At 50.3% G+C, this 16,271-nt stretch carries 16 protein-coding genes; 5 read left to right on the top strand and 11 right to left on the bottom strand.

Translation table 11 applies throughout. The features are described 5' to 3' along the window. Window positions 1-5: 5 nt before the first annotated feature. The 6 genes from MKZ15_RS23425 to MKZ15_RS23450 all read right to left on the bottom strand — a co-directional run bounded on the left by MKZ15_RS23425 (window position 6) and on the right by MKZ15_RS23450 (window position 6,292). The gene (locus MKZ15_RS23425; protein ID WP_339818639.1) at window positions 6-1,262 is read right to left on the bottom strand and encodes an acyltransferase; all 1,257 of its coding nucleotides are present in this window, start codon (window positions 1,260-1,262) and stop codon (window positions 6-8) included. A 136-nt stretch (window positions 1,263-1,398) separates the two neighbouring features. Continuing rightward, window positions 1,399-1,794, bottom strand: a complete 396-nt coding sequence (locus tag MKZ15_RS23430; RefSeq protein ID WP_213622458.1) for a VOC family protein — start codon at window positions 1,792-1,794, stop codon at window positions 1,399-1,401. Window positions 1,795-1,891: 97 nt separating this feature from the next. Continuing rightward, window positions 1,892-2,554, bottom strand: coding sequence for a DUF4386 domain-containing protein (locus MKZ15_RS23435; protein ID WP_213622459.1), 663 nt, complete (start codon window positions 2,552-2,554; stop codon window positions 1,892-1,894). 66 nt (window positions 2,555-2,620) lie between these two features. Further along, window positions 2,621-4,669, bottom strand: a complete 2,049-nt coding sequence (locus tag MKZ15_RS23440; protein ID WP_244868408.1) for a LuxR C-terminal-related transcriptional regulator — start codon at window positions 4,667-4,669, stop codon at window positions 2,621-2,623. A gap of 163 nt (window positions 4,670-4,832) precedes the next feature. After that, entirely contained in the window at window positions 4,833-5,741 is a 909-nt protein-coding gene (locus MKZ15_RS23445; protein ID WP_339818646.1) for a hypothetical protein, read from the bottom strand. A 17-nt stretch (window positions 5,742-5,758) separates the two neighbouring features. Then, window positions 5,759-6,292: a GNAT family N-acetyltransferase gene (locus MKZ15_RS23450; RefSeq protein WP_339818648.1), complete on the bottom strand. Its 534-nt coding sequence runs from the start codon at window positions 6,290-6,292 to the stop codon at window positions 5,759-5,761. Between the two features lie 229 nt (window positions 6,293-6,521). On the opposite strand from MKZ15_RS23450, the gene MKZ15_RS23455 reads away from it, so the two are divergent. Continuing rightward, on the top strand, window positions 6,522-7,373 hold the full coding sequence (locus tag MKZ15_RS23455; protein WP_339818650.1) for an aldo/keto reductase: 852 nt from the start codon (window positions 6,522-6,524) through the stop codon (window positions 7,371-7,373). Window positions 7,374-7,466: 93 nt separating this feature from the next. On the opposite strand, the gene MKZ15_RS23460 is transcribed toward MKZ15_RS23455, so the two are convergent. The 5 genes from MKZ15_RS23460 to MKZ15_RS23480 form a co-directional block, all read right to left on the bottom strand. Beyond that, window positions 7,467-8,384, bottom strand: coding sequence for a YafY family protein (locus MKZ15_RS23460; protein ID WP_339818653.1), 918 nt, complete (start codon window positions 8,382-8,384; stop codon window positions 7,467-7,469). A gap of 79 nt (window positions 8,385-8,463) precedes the next feature. Then, window positions 8,464-9,609, bottom strand: coding sequence for a winged helix DNA-binding domain-containing protein (locus tag MKZ15_RS23465; RefSeq protein WP_339818656.1), 1,146 nt, complete (start codon window positions 9,607-9,609; stop codon window positions 8,464-8,466). A 42-nt stretch (window positions 9,610-9,651) separates the two neighbouring features. Next, on the bottom strand, window positions 9,652-10,818 hold the full coding sequence (locus tag MKZ15_RS23470; protein ID WP_213622465.1) for an epoxide hydrolase family protein: 1,167 nt from the start codon (window positions 10,816-10,818) through the stop codon (window positions 9,652-9,654). Window positions 10,819-10,940: 122 nt separating this feature from the next. After that, window positions 10,941-11,384: a VOC family protein gene (locus MKZ15_RS23475; protein ID WP_239483869.1), complete on the bottom strand. Its 444-nt coding sequence runs from the start codon at window positions 11,382-11,384 to the stop codon at window positions 10,941-10,943. A 142-nt stretch (window positions 11,385-11,526) separates the two neighbouring features. Then, entirely contained in the window at window positions 11,527-11,949 is a 423-nt protein-coding gene (locus tag MKZ15_RS23480; protein WP_193417537.1) for a DoxX family protein, read from the bottom strand. Window positions 11,950-12,828: 879 nt separating this feature from the next. On the opposite strand from MKZ15_RS23480, the gene MKZ15_RS23485 reads away from it, so the two are divergent. The 4 genes from MKZ15_RS23485 to MKZ15_RS23500 all read left to right on the top strand — a co-directional run bounded on the left by MKZ15_RS23485 (window position 12,829) and on the right by MKZ15_RS23500 (window position 16,267). Then, complete coding sequence (locus MKZ15_RS23485; protein WP_339818662.1) at window positions 12,829-14,043, top strand: sensor histidine kinase; 1,215 nt, start codon at window positions 12,829-12,831, stop codon at window positions 14,041-14,043. After that, window positions 14,030-14,677 (top strand): response regulator transcription factor, encoded by a 648-nt coding sequence (locus tag MKZ15_RS23490; RefSeq protein ID WP_193417538.1) that lies wholly within the window; start codon window positions 14,030-14,032, stop codon window positions 14,675-14,677. Before MKZ15_RS23485 ends, MKZ15_RS23490 begins: the two co-directional genes overlap by 14 nt. Before the next feature lie 100 nt (window positions 14,678-14,777). Then, entirely contained in the window at window positions 14,778-15,638 is an 861-nt protein-coding gene (locus tag MKZ15_RS23495) for a type II CAAX endopeptidase family protein (RefSeq protein ID WP_339818667.1), read from the top strand. A gap of 227 nt (window positions 15,639-15,865) precedes the next feature. Continuing rightward, window positions 15,866-16,267, top strand: coding sequence for a nuclear transport factor 2 family protein (locus MKZ15_RS23500; protein WP_213622468.1), 402 nt, complete (start codon window positions 15,866-15,868; stop codon window positions 16,265-16,267). Window positions 16,268-16,271: the final 4 nt, after the last annotated feature.

Genomic DNA, 16,271 nt, shown 5'->3' on the forward strand with positions numbered 1-16,271 from the left:
CTTCTTCATGCGACATGAACTTCGTTCGGTTCCGTCCGCTTACGCCGAAAGAACGGCTTGCCTTTCGACCAATTGATAAACGGTTGCTCGATGAGATAATAAGAAATCGTTGCCGCAACAAACGAGATGAGGACAACGAAACCACTGATGGCGAGCCATCGCCCCACGTCTTCGATGCCGAAATAGTGATAGTCCGGAATGCCGTATTTTTCGATCAAAATAATAAATAAGTAGTGCCATATGTACAGGCCAAATGAGATCTTGGCGATGAATCGGAACAACCGATTATCCAGCCAACGCCCTAAGCCCAAGCTGAACGGTGCGGACAACAGCACAATACCGAACAAAATGGCATACGTCGGGAAATAGTACGGCTGCTGCTGGAGGCTGAAGTCAAATTCACCGAGGTGACGCATGCGCCAGATCAGCAAGCCCGCAAGCACCAAAGCGACTGCCCCGACGGCGTCAAACAGCCCGCGCTTACGCAACCGTTCGATGTCGGCACCGCGCTGCATGATCGCTACCGTTACGCCTGCCGCCATTATGCCGATGGTGAAGTGGCCGAAGAATCCGATTGGATTGTAATTCGGCATCCAGAATTTTGCCCCGCCAATCTGACCAAAGTCCCAACCCCGACCGTTCTCGCTTGGAGTAAACCACTGATGAACGAGCGAGTTGGCAACAAGCACCAATCCGAACGCGATGAACCAGAATAACATGGCCTTTCCAAACGAACGTCGCTTGCCGAGCAGGAACAAGATAGCCATAAACAAAGGCATCAGCACGTAGCTAAATACCTCGAAGCTGATCGACCAGAACGGCCCGTTCAAGTCGGACGGAAAGAACGTGGTATAGTGAAAGCCCGCCGTAAACGTGAAACCCGTGAGGATTCGCCGCCACATGAACTCCGTAGGAATGCTTAGGCTCCAGGTGAGGAGCAGACAAACCAGGAACGAAACATAGTAGCCGGGCATAATACGCGCAGCGCGGCGCTTCGTGTACGTTCGGATGCTCGGAAATGACTCCTTCTCCAAGTAAGCACTCCAAAAAGGGAATGACAACAAAAATCCGCTTAACACAAAAAACAAGCTGACCCCGCTATTCCCAAGCAGGGCAACCGACTGCACTTCTTGAAGCCATTTCTCTTGCGCGGGCATCGCTAGACGTTGTGACAAATGATGTAGGATGACAGACAAGCAAGCGATCGCGCGAACGCCATCCGCCCCTGTTAATCGGGTATTGCCCAACCGAATCTGTGACATCAGTTCAATTTCCTCATTTCCATCATTGACTCCCCGAACGGATCACCCACGCGGGTACATCATATCATTCCATATATCCTAGGAAAATCCTCCCACGTTCTGCTAGTTCAGCATAAAAAAATACCGGAAGGGAGGGTTAGAGCACCTGCGCAATCTCCCATACATAACCGTCCGGGTCTGCAAAACAAGCCGTCCGCCGCCCCCACGGACGCGTGATCGGACCATTTAGCCATTTGACGCCTTGCTCTTCCAGCTCGTTGCAAATCCGGTCGACGTCCGACACTTGGATCGTGAACAGGAACCGGGGCCCCTCCCCGTTTCGACCAACCTGAGCCGGCTCGATCAATTCAGGGGCATTGTTCTGATTCAAGAGATTGATGCAGGTATTTCCAAAATCAAACACCGCGCAGTCGGCATCTTCATAATGAATCGCCAGTTGAAGCGTCTCTTGATAAAACGCCTTCGACCGCTGCAGATCTGCTACAAACAAGGTGATTTCGGTAATTGGACTCGCCCATCCTGATTTCTTCATTCTTATCAGCTCCCTACTTCTTATTTTTCAAATGTCCATCTATTTAGACGATATCCCGTTGCCAAATTCATCGGGTCTAGTTATTCAGCTAGGAGATTTAGGCCGTAGATTGGGATTGCGGATGAAATCCCTTCACGATGAGCCAACCCGGCAAAACGATTTCGAAGATCGCACCGGGGAGGTAAAGAATTTGTCCGGCATCCAGGCCGGCCAGAGACAGAGAACTGCTAGCCAGCAGCCCCGTATAGCCTACGAAGCCAATCACAGACAACCATCGCGGAACCAGTCTCGATTGATAAAGAATCGAACAAAATAACAAGCTGCCGGAACTTAGTACAAGCATGGCGAGATCAAATAATAACTCATGGGTTCCCACCGCTAAGCTCCCTAAAGTTTGTAGGTATGCACCACCGGAAGCTTCGGCAGTTACGGACTGCTGACTTAACGCGAGAAGAAGGAGCGGTCCGATGAAACTGATCATCAACATGGCTGACTCCATGACCCGAGAAGCGAAGTAGCCGAACGCAAACGCTTCATGATATTTCTTTAACGTTGGTTGCAGCAACATGGCAATCCCCACAACCGCGATAGCGTTAATGAACTCCAGGAACAATCCTGTAAGCATGCTCGTTCGATGGGAACCCACACCGACGAGCAAGTCCGTTCGATGCAAAATCGGATCCAATATCCCGCTCCCCACCAAAAATGCGCCGGTCGACAAGAAAAATAAAACCCCCGCCACACGCTCTGCCTTCCTCATGCTTAATCCCCTCTCATTGCGAATTAAGAGCAGTATAACTCGAAGAGGAGGGAGCCTGTAGACACTTTAGTGTGGTTTTGTCGTGTCGCTTATTAAATTGAGTTCGCGGGCGCGGGCGATCGCTTCCGTGCGTCGCTGTGCGTGGAGTTTCTCAAAAATCCTTCGGTTGTGGCCTTTCACCGTATCCAAGGCCAAGAAAAGCCTCTCGGCGATTTCCCGATTGGAAAGTCCCTGGGCCATCAGCTGCAGTACCTCTATTTCACGTTGGCTAAGCGGCTCGATCCGGTTATGCTTTCTCCCGGACTCGAGCACACGGCGTACGCGCTCCAGGCCTATTTCGGCTTCTTTCCTAGCGGGGTGCGGCAGATCGCCAGCGCGCCTCAGAGCCTCTTGGTACCGCTCTGCCGCTAGATCGGGCCGCCCTTCTACTTCTCTGATTTGAGCGATTCCGATGATCGCCATGACCGCCATCAGTTGGTGATCCATCACTTGGCAGTTCGCGATGACTTCCAGATAAGCCTCGCAAGCCTCATCGTAATCTCCCCGCCGCTGACAAGCAACGCCCAGCATCCAAGCGGACGCCGTCCGGACGGGGAGATGATCCGGTCGCAAATAGGCAAGCGCACGTCGGGATTGGAGGATGACTTGATCTAATACGCCCGGTTCACTTATTCCCGCATTCCAAGCAGGCGCAATCAAACCGACAAGGTCCTCCGTTTTATCCTCGATTTCCGAGACTTGCATCACCGCTTCGGCCGTATAAAGATTAGGTTCCGCGGCATCCTGTTGATCCGCTAGTAGTAATGAGGCTAGCGTAGCGCGGGTAGCCGCAATCCATCCGATCAGGTCCAGGACGCCGGCGTCTGGTTCCACGTCCTCCAAGGCCATCTCTGCCGATCGGAGCTTGCGCTCGACCCCTGTCGGTTGACCGGCAATCAATAGAGCGGAGCCATAATACACCCATAACTCGGGTCTTCCATCGAGTTCCTTGGCAGGCAACGATTCCAGCCACTCGATCGTCATTCTTGCAGCTCCCCGCAGATGCAGCGGCATCCCGTTGCCTTGAAGCAGACGAAAGCATCGCTCGACATCTCGAGCCATTATGGCATGATGAAACGCCTCGATCTCGAAGCCATGTTCTTCATACCATTGGCTTGCCCGCTGATGCAATTCGGTGATTTCGCTTGCACTCGTATGATCCAACAGCCGCCGACGAAGATGATCCGCGAACAAATGGTGGTATCGATACCATCGTCGTTCATGATCGAGGGGCACAACAAACAAATTTCTGCGATCCAGCTCAATCAACACTTCATGACTGGAAATCTCCGGTTGGAGCATCATGTCATCGCATAACGATCCGCACATTCGGTCTAGGAGTGAAGTTCGCAGTAGAAAGTGTTGCACAGCCTCAGGCTGACGCTGCAGAACTTCATCCATTAGATAATCCAGCACAAAATGATGATTGCCCGTGAAGGACTGAAGAAGCCGCTCGGCATTGTGATCTCCTTCGATAGAGAGCGCAGCCATTCGCAGCCCGGCAGCCCATCCCTCGGTGCGAGATTGCAATTCGGTGATATGGTCCGCAGTAAGCTGCAGATCCATGAGCTGGTTAAAGAAGGTTTCAGCTTCGGGAAACGTAAACTTCATATCGGCAGCGCGGAGCTCCGTTAATTGGTCCCGAGCCCGCAACCGCGGCAATGAAAGCGCGGGGTCCTCGCGGGTTGTTAAGACCAGGTGCATCTGAGGGGGAAGGTGGTCCAGAAGGAAACCTACCGCCTCGTCGATCTCTCTCGAGCTCGCCGCATGGTAATCATCAAGGACCAAGAGAAATGGAGTCGAAATAGCCGTAAGTTCATGGAGAAGAGCCGTCAAGATCGACTCGGTTGGTGTCGGCTGCGGGGAATGGAGGATGGAAAGCACGCCCGCGCCTATATCCTCCTCTATAGTCCGAAGCGCGGAAATCAAATACGTCAAGAATCGCGTGAGCTCGGTATCGCCCTGTTCAAGCGAAAGCCACGCAGCAGGGCGCTCGCAACCGGCTAGCCATTCGCACACTAGCGTCGTTTTTCCATAGCCCGCCGGTGCAGAGATTAGGGTTAATTTACGGTGCAAACCCTTGTTTAATTTCTCCGTTAACCTCCGGCGTATCACCGTTCTCGACCTAGGGGCAGGGATATAGAATTTGGTGGGATTTATTGGGTTTGACATACCCCTATTATAACCACACCACTTATCCACCATCAACGAGAGGTTACGCGCGTCCGTTTGCGATTTATTACCCGACTTTCACACTTCTCTCCCTGACGGAACCCATCGGCTGGCTAGCCTCTTTCATGAGTTCAATTTTCTCCTTTTCCCGCAGGTCTTGAATTCGAATTTGCTCGGAAACCTTCGCATAATCTTCCCATGTCAGGACGCTGTCCGCTTCTTCCCACAAGGTCATATACTCGTTCTCGACTAAATGGTAGAGACGACTTTTTTTGATCAAATTATAGGTGAAAAAATCGTTGGCCGTAATCCGTTGATCGTCTTCATCCCGATTATGCATGTAAGGCCCGGTCACGATATGTAGATCTACTTTATAAGTATCGCTAAACAACGGTTTCCTCGTAAACCGCACCTCGCACACTTGCTCAACGGGACGACCCGCCTCTCGGCAAGCCTTGGCGATTGCACTGAACACTTTACAGTAGTTGTCGATTACCCGATCGTTCTCACCGTAAACCAATTGGAACCCGTCCATCCAGGGAGGGGAGATCAAGATCTTGAGAACAGCGCCTTGCTTGATCGCCTGCGACAAGCTGGGGGATATCTTGCTAGTCAGAATCAAGCGGTATCCCGAGACCCAGACTTCCCGGTCGCAAGTTTTCAGCAAATGCTCCAACAGCTGCAGCTTATTGAAATGAAGATCATTGATGCCAAACTCGTGGATCCCTTCCAGGAGCTTATCGTTTTCTTGATTTTTATATTTGACATAAATATCGGAGATGAGGGAGAAGATGGAGGCGAGCAACGAAGTCGCGCAAGCCAGCGCTAACTCTGGGACGAAGCGGTTGTGTCGCATTGGGGATACGTAAATCAAGATGGAGCCCAGTACGCTTACGGCTAACATCATAACGACATACACATTGTTGTGAAGCTTGTAGGCCTGAAGCTTCTGCCATAAGGATCGTTTGCTGTTCATGATGTTGTCTCTTCCTCCTAAATATCCTTGCGGTAATAAACGGTATCCACCCCAGGGCCTCGTCCGTCTTTGATCCGCTTGATTTCCTGCATGCTGATTTTGTTTAAGACTCGAATATGGCCTTCGTTCGTTGACCAAGTCCTCGTCATCATGGGTCGTTTCCTTTGCTTCGCAATTCTCTCTAGTTCCGCATACAAGTGCGTCGTGATTCCTTGGCCTCGATACGTCTGATCCACAATCACGGTCGTGACATAAAGCGTGTCCACATGGTCATCCCTATCTTCATACACATAATGCGGGCGAAAGGACATGAACCCGATCACTCGTTCTTGATCCTCTGCCAGCCAACAAGATTGCTCTTTCAATTCTTCAAAGTATCGCTTCGGCTCTTGAGTTCCCGCGGAGCCATTGGTTAAATCGGACTGATCCGTATGCTCACGGGCGGACAGCGGCGGTATAAATTCATGATCGTAACGGTATAGCAAATCCCATACCCCTTCTAAAAGAGCGGAGTCCGTCAGCGTTTCGTAAAATCGGTATTGGATCGGCATGTTTAGGTCATTCCTCTCAGTTCTCTAAGGTGTATTCAATCTATTATACTACCGTAACATTTATTGGAGGAGCCTTGTTTCAATATCCGAAAACTTTTTTCAGACGGTTGACTTCGTGTAACACGAAGGCGGTAACCTTACTGTGTGCAGGTCGGCCGGAGGCGGAAACCCGCCGAGTCCCCGAACCGGACGGCCGTCTGCCGGATATGAAGTAAGAGGAGGAATTACCATGCAAACCGTAACCTTGAACAATGGAGTAAAAATGCCGATCCTCGGTTTCGGTGTCTACCAGGTTCCCGATGCGGAACAATGCGAGAATGCCGTATATGATGCGTTAATGGCGGGTTATCGCCTGATCGATACCGCCTCCGGTTATCTCAACGAGGAAGCGGTCGGACGCGCGATCAAGCGCAGCGGGATTCCGCGCGAGGAATTGTTCATCACGACCAAGCTCTGGGTCCAGGACGCCGACTACGAGAGAGCCAAGCTGTCTTTTGCCAAATCCCTGAAGAAGCTGCAGCTCGACTATCTCGATCTGTACCTGATTCACCAGCCGTTCGGCGATTACTATGGCGCTTGGCGTGCGATGGAGGAGCTATATCGCGGAGGCAAGATCAGAGCGATCGGGGTCAGCAACTTCCTGCCGGATCGTCTGATGGACTTGATTGTGCATAACGACATCGTGCCCGCTGTCAACCAGATCGAAACTCATCCGTTCTACCGTCAGGTCGAGAGCGCCGCGTTTATGAAGGAACAAGGCGTGCAGCACCAATCCTGGGCCCCGTTCGCTGAAGGTCTCAATCACCTGTTCAGCAACGAAGTATTGAACTTGATCGCGGAAAAACACAACAAATCCGTCGCCCAGGTCGTATTGCGCTGGCTGGTTCAGCAAGGGATCGTTGTGATCCCCAAATCAGTACGCAAAGAGCGGATTGCCGAAAACATCAACATTTTCGACTTTGAGCTCCGCCCTGAGGATATGGATCAAATTGCCGCACTGGATACTCGGGAAAGTCTTTTCTTATCGTACCGCGATCCGGAAGTCGCTAAAAGGATGGGCAACTGGAAAATTGATCTGTAAGCCTAGAACGATAAAATAAACAGAAAAGAGTGCCTCGAAAGCAGAGCAATTGCTCTGCCATTCGGGGCACCCTCTTTTATCTAGATCTCAGTCTTAGCCATAGAGCTGAGACATCTTCTCGATTTGACGCTGCATATTCAGGATTAATTCCGCGGGTTCTATCACCTTTACCCCACTGCCGTAACTCAGGATTTTCTGGAGCGCCCGTTCCATGGACGAGAAATAGGTGATGAGTGACAAGGTTCCGTCCGAATTGACGAGGACTTGATCGAAGCCGAATTCATCGCGCACCCGTGTCTTCATTTCCGGTTGAAAGCGGAGTACCGCCCGTACCTTCTTGAAATCTGCTTGATTCATGAACTGTTGTTCGACATCCTGCAGCGAATAGTTTCGCCTCACAAAATGTTCCGGTAAAATCCTCAGCTCCCCAATACGGGACAAGCGAAATACGCGGAAATCCTTTCGAGTCCGACAATAGCCGTAGACATACCAAATATATCCCTTAAGGAACAGCCCCATCGGTTCCAGTGTGCGCTCGGTTTCCGAACCTTTATTATCCAGGTAGTTAAAAGTGATGAGTTGAAGGTCTTTGATGGCCTGATGTAACGGAGCGATATGCACTTTATCGTTGGGGGCCGGCTTGAAATCGAGATCCACATGAATCGGATCTCTGGTGATGTTCTGCTCAGGCATTAATGCACCAATTCGCTCGATTAAAAGATCGATTTCGGAATGATCCGTCGCAGAACGTACCCCGCGCAAGGCGGAACAGATGGACGAGAAATCATCTAATGATAAGACCTGCTTCTCCAATCGATAGCCCTGCATAATCTCATACCCTCCATCCGATCCGGCAAAAGACACGATGGGGATTCCCGCTTGATTGATTGCTTCCATGTCGCGATAAATCGTTCGCAGTGAAACCTCAAATCGCTTGGCCATGTCCGTAGCGCTGACGCGGGGCTGATTCAACAATGTCATCGTAATCGCAAGCAAGCGGTCCAGTTTCATATCACGACCTCCGGTGCGGGAATTCGAATCTCTGGCCTTATTATACCTTCAAATACCGAAGCCTTCTATATCCAACGGGTTAGTGAAAAATAAGATCAGAGGCAACCGCATTCGGGGCTGCGAAGTAAAGCAGACGAACCCCCTCCTCAGATAGAGCATCTAATTCTCGTTTAGAAAGTGCGCGGAAGGGTTCGATATGCAGAACAACTCCTCCACGCCCATTAGTCATCTTCCAGGTTCCGGCTACGAAGCCGTCAATGAGGAGGGTTGCACGGATGATTCCGTTCGACGTGAATACACGTTTGCGGTCGTTATCATTCATAATTCGACTGCGGTCCGCATAGGACAGCAGCATATTATCGAACTCACTTAGAAATCTCGGTGCAGACGGCGAATCGGCATCGGGCCGAGGGGCATTCGGCAGATCGAACAACTCCTCGCCTCGTTCATTTCGGAAAGTGATCAGATGCGGACGAAGAGATTCGATCCTTTCATGGATTCGCGTAAGTCCTGACCATACTTGAATATCCCTGATAGTGGCAGGTCCGAATGCGGCCAAGTAACTTCGAATGAGCCCATCTAGATCTGGCGATGAGGATAGAGGTTGACCGAGCCAGGCCTCCACTGTCGTATGTACAGCTTGACCACTCTCCCCCCATATGCCTCGAGGAGGGATTTGTACTAACGGCACCCGATTTCGGATCACAGCCGTTGCTGCTTCCGGATTCAGCCCCGGCCATTGTTCACCTAATCGCTTACCCAATTCATTAAACGTAAGGGGCTCCTTTTCCACGATTGCCCTCCCTGCCGCAGCAAGCGCTTCTAGGTCTATCCCCTTAATGTGTTTGCCAAAGGATCCCCTTAAGCTGCGGTCCATGACGGACTGCAGCAAAGGGCGTAGTTGCAAAGCGTCGCGGGCAGAGACCAGGTGCAGGGTCGAACGCAGGAGTGCCATACGTACAACCTGTCTATCCCGCATCAGTTGGGACAGCTCTTCGTGCCGGAAACCTTCTAGCCGCGACCACAAACCGAAATAAGGGGCATTCGGGGACTGTGCCTGTAATCCAACGAGCTTCTCGACGACCTCTAAGACAGGGAGCTTAACACGATGAAGCAGCATTTGCCTGGCAAGCAGCGCGCGATTCAACTCACGGTCATTCAGTACTTTTCCGGTAGCCTTCTCGGTTGTTAACCCTTCGTTTCGCACTTTGTCCTCTGTCTCCATGTTTACAGCTCCCTTCTACTAAACCATCATTATAGACCAGTATTAACGGAATCTTCGAAAGAAAGCCTGAATGTCAGGGATGAGAAGGTCCGGTGCATCCATTGCGGCAAAATGGGTTCCACGTTCAAATTCCGACCAATGCACAATATTCGTATTATCACGTTCAGCAAATCGGCGGATCGATTTGAAATCATCTCCGAACACAGCCACACCGGTTGGAGTCGTATTGGTTCCTTGCGGCTCGTGCCCCTGGTTGTGCGCATTCTCGTAGTACAAACGAGCGGATGATTCCGCCGTATTCGTCAGCCAATACAAAGTGACATTCGTCAGGAAAGCATCTCGGTCGATATAATCGACATGGTCGCCAAAGCCGCAAAACAACTCGGCAATCCAAGCAAGCTGACCCGTCGGCGAGTCCGAGAGCCCGTAGGAGAGGGTTTGTGGGCGTGTAGATTGGATTGAGTTAAACCCCGCCCTTTCCTGAAAATTAGCCAGAAATTGAAGTTTCTGCTGATCTTCTTCCGATAAGTCCGCCATCTCCGCCGGGTCGCCGGAAGGGAAAGAGAACAGCTGCAGCACATGAATGCCATGCAGCCCATCCGGCTTTTGAATACCCAGTTCTCTGGACACCAGTGCGCCGCAATCGCTGCCGTGCGCACCATATTCCGCATAACCCAAGCGCTTCATTAAGACATCCCATGCTCTTGAAATACGAGCGATATCCCACCCCGCTTCGAGAACAGGTCCCGAGAACCCAAAACCAGGCACGGAAGGTATGACCAAATGGAAGGCTTGCGACGGATCGCCGCCGTGACTGCGCGGATCGCTGAGCGGACCGATTAATTCCAAGAACTCGATAAACGAACTGGGCCAGGCGTGAGTAAGCAACAGTGGAAAGGCGTCCGGTTCAGGCGAACGGACATGTAAAAAGTGAATATTGGCTCCATCGATCATTGTCGTGAATTGAGGATGCTCGTTGATGCAAGCTTCGAATTTTCGCCAATTGTATTCCTTCTGCCAATAAGCTGCCAACTCTTTCACATAGTCGAGTGAAACCCCATATTTCCAGCCTGCCTCGCCTAATGCATCCGGCCAACGTGTCCGGGCCAAACGATTCCGAAGGTCATCCAGATCTCCTTGCGGCACAGAGAGGTGAAACGGCCGGATTTCAGTGCTTCTCTCAGTAAGGATGGGTTTAGAATTCGTCATAAACAATTTCCTCCTCGAAATGGGTTCGTTTGTTGTGCTTTCTATACCCATCCTAAACGAAGCACCCTGACAACATCATGTCAGGGTGCTTGGCGTGCATTTTATTTTTTTAATGATCCGTTTCAACGAGTCTCCGTATAAACTTGGAACGTCACGCCGAATTTGTCCGTGACATCGCCGAATCCAGGGCTGAAGGATTCCTCTTGAAACGGAACATTGATTTGCCCGTCTTGCCGCAGAGCCTCGAAAATGGCTCTGGAGTGCTCGACATGGTTCGTCGTGATGCAAATGGTCACCCTTTTACCATCCCCCAGCGGTGAACCCCCAGGAGTATCCGAAAGCATGATCTCCGCGTCACCCACTTTTAACCTGGCGTGAGCCACAAGACGCTTCAATTCGTCAGTGAATGTATTGGGCATTTCCGGCATCTCGCCGTAAGTAATCATGGAAATGACCTTAGCTCCGATCGCCTCTTCGTAGAACTGAATGGCCTCTCTCGCGCGTCCCTCTAAAGTAATATAGGGAGTAAGCTGAACCGTTCTTGATGGATTTGTAATCATGTTCATGGACACCTCTTTCCTGATTTTCGTCTATTTTTTGTTTCTTGCTTATATAGACGAAAGGCATGCAGGAAGTTCATCGGTGTCATTGTGTTGACTAAAATGAGCCCAGGATTGTCACTGGACTCATTTCATAACCGTTTGAATGTTAAAGTCTGCGGCTCTTCGGGCGCAGCGCCCAGGAGGCCATGGCAAGCGCGGCATAGAAGAGCGGCAAGATCACATGAAATCCATAATCGCCGTAATCATGAGCGAACGCATGAGATAAGGCAGCGCCCGTCATCAGAAAGAAGATTCCGCTATAAGCCCATTCCTTGAGCCGGGGGAAACCCGGCATAACGATAGCAATGACTCCAAGCAGTTTCCAAGCTCCCAGAATGTTCGTGACATATAACGGGAACCCAATATTGGTCACTAACTCGACATTCCCTCCGTAGCGCATCAATTGCCCGATGCCGCTTAAGGCAATCGAGAATGCGAGAATGAGGGTGACGGCCCAATAAGCGGCCATCCTTCCACTAGGGCGGGACCCTACCTTCGTATTACTTTCAGTTCCGATCATCGTATTCATTCCTATTCCTCCTTTGATCTCGTTCACTTCTTCGCGTAGCAACTGGTATCCGTGTGACTCCATCTCCTGCTTGAATTCATCATAATCCTATATCATGTCAAAACATGATACTGTTTAGATGGCTTCGCGGAGGTCAGGATTTATAGCTTGCGATTCTGTGAAACGAATCCTCAAGAGGTCTATAGGTTACATCCGATCTTCCTTGGTGTACATATGCTCCCGTTGCAGATGAACAAGCACCTTGCCGAACCGGCCGCCTTGGCCGGCGGCTCTATTATTGAGCTCATTGATTTGTCCTCGTTATTGGGATTGATTATATTATGGCGGACATGCTGGAACGAGCCGGATGCGTCTTCAGCGCCTCCGAGGTTTCGAAGGAATGGATGCAATCTAAAGCAAGGAGCTTATCAAACATACTTTCTCCGCAACCTGCAAATACAGCTGTCGCTTCTCTTTTTTGGAAGTGCTTTCAGAACTCATGTCCGGACATTCCTTTATTATTTTTTAGTTGGTAGACCGCGCGTGATCTACCAAGCCATTAGCTTAAGCTGACATAACCTTACTATATGTCACTGACACATTCAATGGTATGTTCCAAAAGAAATTGGATGGAATTTATCGCCATTTCCCAGAAAAATCAATCTACTCTTACCTAATCGCCTGTGCTATTGAAATAGGCTAGAGAGCCGCTATAAAGATCAGTGACATAGTTCAACTCCCCCATTATAGGGGTCATCCCTATAATCCCAAATTTATATTCAATGTCGCCAACCTGATGAGAAAGGTGTTATCCTTACTAGAACAGTCCTACGCGCATGCGGAACACCGCTCCGTTTGTAGTTAAATGAGCACTGATGCTTGTCAAGGAGGAGTCGTCTTATGCAAGCCAACCGTCACCTTAAATCCATTCTCGCGTGGTGGAGGCCGGCTGTGTTCTCTTTCATGGACTGGGGCGTCTTCGCTCTCCGTTCTTACCATTATCTATTGCTGTTGTCCCGGTTTTTCACCGTAAGTGAACTTTCGAGCCAAACCTGGTTAAACTTCATCTGGCTGATGATTGCATTTATCGTCCCAATGCTATTCTGGTTCCCTGGGCGGCGAATGAGCAAAGGATGGTTTTGTATCCTGGAGCTCTTGCTCGGAGGTTCTTATTATATAAACTCCGTCTTCCATCCGGATCTGGCTTCAAAAGCAGACTACTTGTTGCCGAGTCTTACAATGGGATATTTATTGAATAAACGTACTCTCTGGATCATTCCTGCCGTGACTTTGATTCCTTTTACTTTTCAAACCTACCTGGGATCATCTTGGGAGCAGACCCTTAGTATGGGAGTAGACAATCTGTTATTCTGCTTCATCGGGATATGGGTCAGCTTCGTAGCCAAAGCGTATCATCAGAAGAACGAAATGGCCGCTGAGATCGAGCAGCAAAATAAACGGTTAACCCTCTATGCCGCTGAGATCGAGAAAATGACCTTGCTTGAAGAACGCAACCGCATGTCCAAAGAACTTCATGACACGCTGGGACACTCCTTTATCTCCCTCATCATGAGTCTGGACGCCTCCATTGCCCTATTGGATCGCAAGCCCGCCGAAGCCAAAGATCGATTAATTCGTTTAAGAGAGTTGACCGAACAAAATCTGGACGAAATGAGAAATTGGGTTCACGAGATGGGAGATGAAGAGTCCAATCTTACACAACAGGTCGAAGAGCTTGTGGACCGTTTCCGGGAGCATACGGGAATTGTCCTGAATTTGAGTCTGGTCGGTACCGAGCCTCTCTTGCGTTTTGAAGGGCAACAAGCGATCCTTCGGGTCATTCAGGAGTCTTTTACAAACGCACTCAAACACGGGAAAGCGTCCCAACTGGATCTGGAGCTTCGATTTTCCGAGTCGATGCTGCAATTAATCATTCGAAATAATGGCAAACCCATGGATAAGCTGGAATACGGCTTCGGCTTGACTACGATGAACCATCGGATCGAACAACTGGGGGGCAGCTTGCGGGTTTCTTCTAAGGAGGAGAATATAACGGTCACCGAAGTTAGATGTGAAATCCCACTCAAAGGAGTTATGCGGTATGTCCAAAATTAAAGTGCTGCTTGCCGATGATCAGGAATTAATTTTGGAGAGTCTCCATATTGTCCTTTCGATGGAAGAGGATTTGGAGGTTGTGGGGTTAGCCAAGAACGGGCAAGAAGCCATTGAATGCTGTGAGCAGTCTCCGCCGGATGTGGTACTCATGGACATCAATATGCCCGTCATGGACGGTGTTGCCGCAACGGCACGGATTAAAGAGCGGTTCCCAACCATCCAAATTATCATGTTGACCTCCTATCGCGAAGTCGAATATGTAGTGGCGGCATTAAGTCATGGTGCGGAGGGTTACCTGCTCAAAGCCATTCATCCCAAGGACCTGGCCGCCGGCATCCGGGTGGTTCATGCGGGAGGGACCCTAATCACGCAGGAGATGGCGAGTAAAATGGTCAAAAAGATGAGCAACAGCCCGGCCGCAGAGAGTAATGAGTACGGACTCAGCCCCCGCGAAATGAGCGTGCTGCATAAGCTGGCCTCCGGCCTGCGCAATCAAGACATTGCTGAAGCGTTGTCTCTTAGTGAAGGGACGGTTAAAAATTATGTCTCCACGATTTATTCGAAGCTGAACGTGAAAGGGAGACGGGAAGCCGCACGTAAAGCCCGAGATTCAGGAATCATGGATTCTTTATAACCCGGTCCTGACCAAAATCATGACGAAATGGCACTGCCTCTTTATGACTTTTTCAGCGTATACTCCTAACCATTAAGCAATAGAGGAGCTGAAGCAAGACATGAAGAACACTTCTGCACACAAGGCAAATTCATTTTTACGTTTCCCCCTCACTTGGATGGTCGCAGGCACGATTGGGATCATTCTCGTAGATGTATTATTCCGGCTGCTAGCTGGGGATGTAAAGGGAATATCCTCCCTTCTGTTAACTCTAACGGCTAGCATCGGGGGCATCCTCGTCTATTGGCTCACGATGAAGTACTTAGCTCGTCGGTCCATTTCTGAACTATCCAGACAACGCGCAGGCGTGGAAGCGGGCAAAGGATTCCTCATCGGGGCCATCTTTATTCTTGTGTCTACTTTGATGATTGTGATTCTGGGGGGCTACTCTCTTCAATGGGCCCCTGCTGCGGATACGAATCTGATTCTACTCGCTTCCATTGAAAGTGCCTTAAGCGCAGCCATTATTGAGGAGCTGATCTTTCGCGGGCTGATGTTCCAGGCGATTCGCCAATGGTTGGGTAACTGGCCGGCACTCGCTGTAACCTCCTTATTCTTTGGGGTAGCCCACCTCGGGAATACCGGGGCAACTCTATGGAGCGCGTTCGCGATCACCATTGAAGCAGGCGTCCTGCTCGGCGCCGCCTACCTGTGGCGTCGGAACCTGTGGTTTGCCATGGGGCTGCACTTTGCCTGGAATGCACTTGAAGCTTTGCTTGGCATACCTGTATCCGGTCACCCTGCAACCGGCCTGTTTACGGTAACCGTGAGCGGCGCTCCACTTTTCACCGGAGGCGATTTTGGACTTGAAGGTTCTATTGTGCCGGTGATGGTCAGCCTTCTGATCGCTATTCCGATGCTGATTGCCGCTTCGCGGAATCGGGCATCGTCAGCCCCGCGTAACAAGTTTATCGACGAATGAACAGCGATTAATAATTTTCTTTTGCCTCATCGTATTTCCACCCTTCTCCTCCCCATTTTAGTACTGTTCCCCGGGAATCAGCTGCTTGGCAATCTTGATGAGTCATTTACTTTCCGGACTGTTCAGTCAAAATATATTTGACCGTTCAGTCCGGAAAGTGATATAGTGAGTCTAGAGCTTCCCCCTTTGCTAAGGCTCCATTCTCTTTAGAAAGCGAGGCAATCGAAATGAATACCTTGACTAACGGGCAGGCTGAGCAGCTGATTCAACTCTTCGCGGATCGTTATATTCGAAAGGATTATGATGCATTTCTCGATTTGTTTGCGGACGATATCATCTTCGAATTTCCTTATGCCCAGGAACCGAATCCTAGGCGTCTGGACGGGAAGGCGGCGCTGAAGCCGTATCTGGAGAATTTGGAGAAGGTGCTTGAAATCACCTCATTCACCCCGCCGGTCATTCATGTAGCGGCCGATGCCCCGGTGTTCTTCGCTCAGTTCGAAGCGAGTGGAAAACTCCTTATGACTGGCCAACCTTATGAACAAAGCTATATTTCCGTAGTCAAGGTTCAGGAGAATGGCAGGATCGTTCATTATCAAGACTACTGGAATCCATTAGCCGCAACTTAATACT

The sequence above is a fragment of the Paenibacillus sp. FSL R7-0216 genome, from assembly GCF_037969915.1.
In the GTDB taxonomy this organism is placed as follows: domain Bacteria; phylum Bacillota; class Bacilli; order Paenibacillales; family Paenibacillaceae; genus Fontibacillus; species Fontibacillus rhizolycopersici.

Bases quoted from the DNA above. Each gene is read 5' to 3' on its own strand.
- MKZ15_RS23445 (WP_339818646.1), bottom strand. From the start codon at position 5,741: ATGAACAGCAAACGATCCTTATGGCAGAAGCTTCAGGCCTACAAGCTT.
- MKZ15_RS23485 (WP_339818662.1), top strand. From the start codon at position 12,829: ATGCAAGCCAACCGTCACCTTAAATCCATTCTCGCGTGGTGGAGGCCG.
- MKZ15_RS23425 (WP_339818639.1), bottom strand. From the start codon at position 1,262: ATGTCACAGATTCGGTTGGGCAATACCCGATTAACAGGGGCGGATGGC.
- MKZ15_RS23430 (WP_213622458.1), bottom strand. From the start codon at position 1,794: ATGAAGAAATCAGGATGGGCGAGTCCAATTACCGAAATCACCTTGTTT.
- MKZ15_RS23480 (WP_193417537.1), bottom strand. From the start codon at position 11,949: ATGAATACGATGATCGGAACTGAAAGTAATACGAAGGTAGGGTCCCGC.
- MKZ15_RS23475 (WP_239483869.1), bottom strand. From the start codon at position 11,384: ATGAACATGATTACAAATCCATCAAGAACGGTTCAGCTTACTCCCTAT.
- MKZ15_RS23435 (WP_213622459.1), bottom strand. From the start codon at position 2,554: ATGAGGAAGGCAGAGCGTGTGGCGGGGGTTTTATTTTTCTTGTCGACC.
- MKZ15_RS23470 (WP_213622465.1), bottom strand. From the start codon at position 10,818: ATGACGAATTCTAAACCCATCCTTACTGAGAGAAGCACTGAAATCCGG.
- MKZ15_RS23490 (WP_193417538.1), top strand. From the start codon at position 14,030: ATGTCCAAAATTAAAGTGCTGCTTGCCGATGATCAGGAATTAATTTTG.
- MKZ15_RS23495 (WP_339818667.1), top strand. From the start codon at position 14,778: ATGAAGAACACTTCTGCACACAAGGCAAATTCATTTTTACGTTTCCCC.
- MKZ15_RS23455 (WP_339818650.1), top strand. From the start codon at position 6,522: ATGCAAACCGTAACCTTGAACAATGGAGTAAAAATGCCGATCCTCGGT.
- MKZ15_RS23460 (WP_339818653.1), bottom strand. From the start codon at position 8,384: ATGAAACTGGACCGCTTGCTTGCGATTACGATGACATTGTTGAATCAG.
- MKZ15_RS23450 (WP_339818648.1), bottom strand. From the start codon at position 6,292: ATGCCGATCCAATACCGATTTTACGAAACGCTGACGGACTCCGCTCTT.
- MKZ15_RS23465 (WP_339818656.1), bottom strand. From the start codon at position 9,609: ATGGAGACAGAGGACAAAGTGCGAAACGAAGGGTTAACAACCGAGAAG.
- MKZ15_RS23500 (WP_213622468.1), top strand. From the start codon at position 15,866: ATGAATACCTTGACTAACGGGCAGGCTGAGCAGCTGATTCAACTCTTC.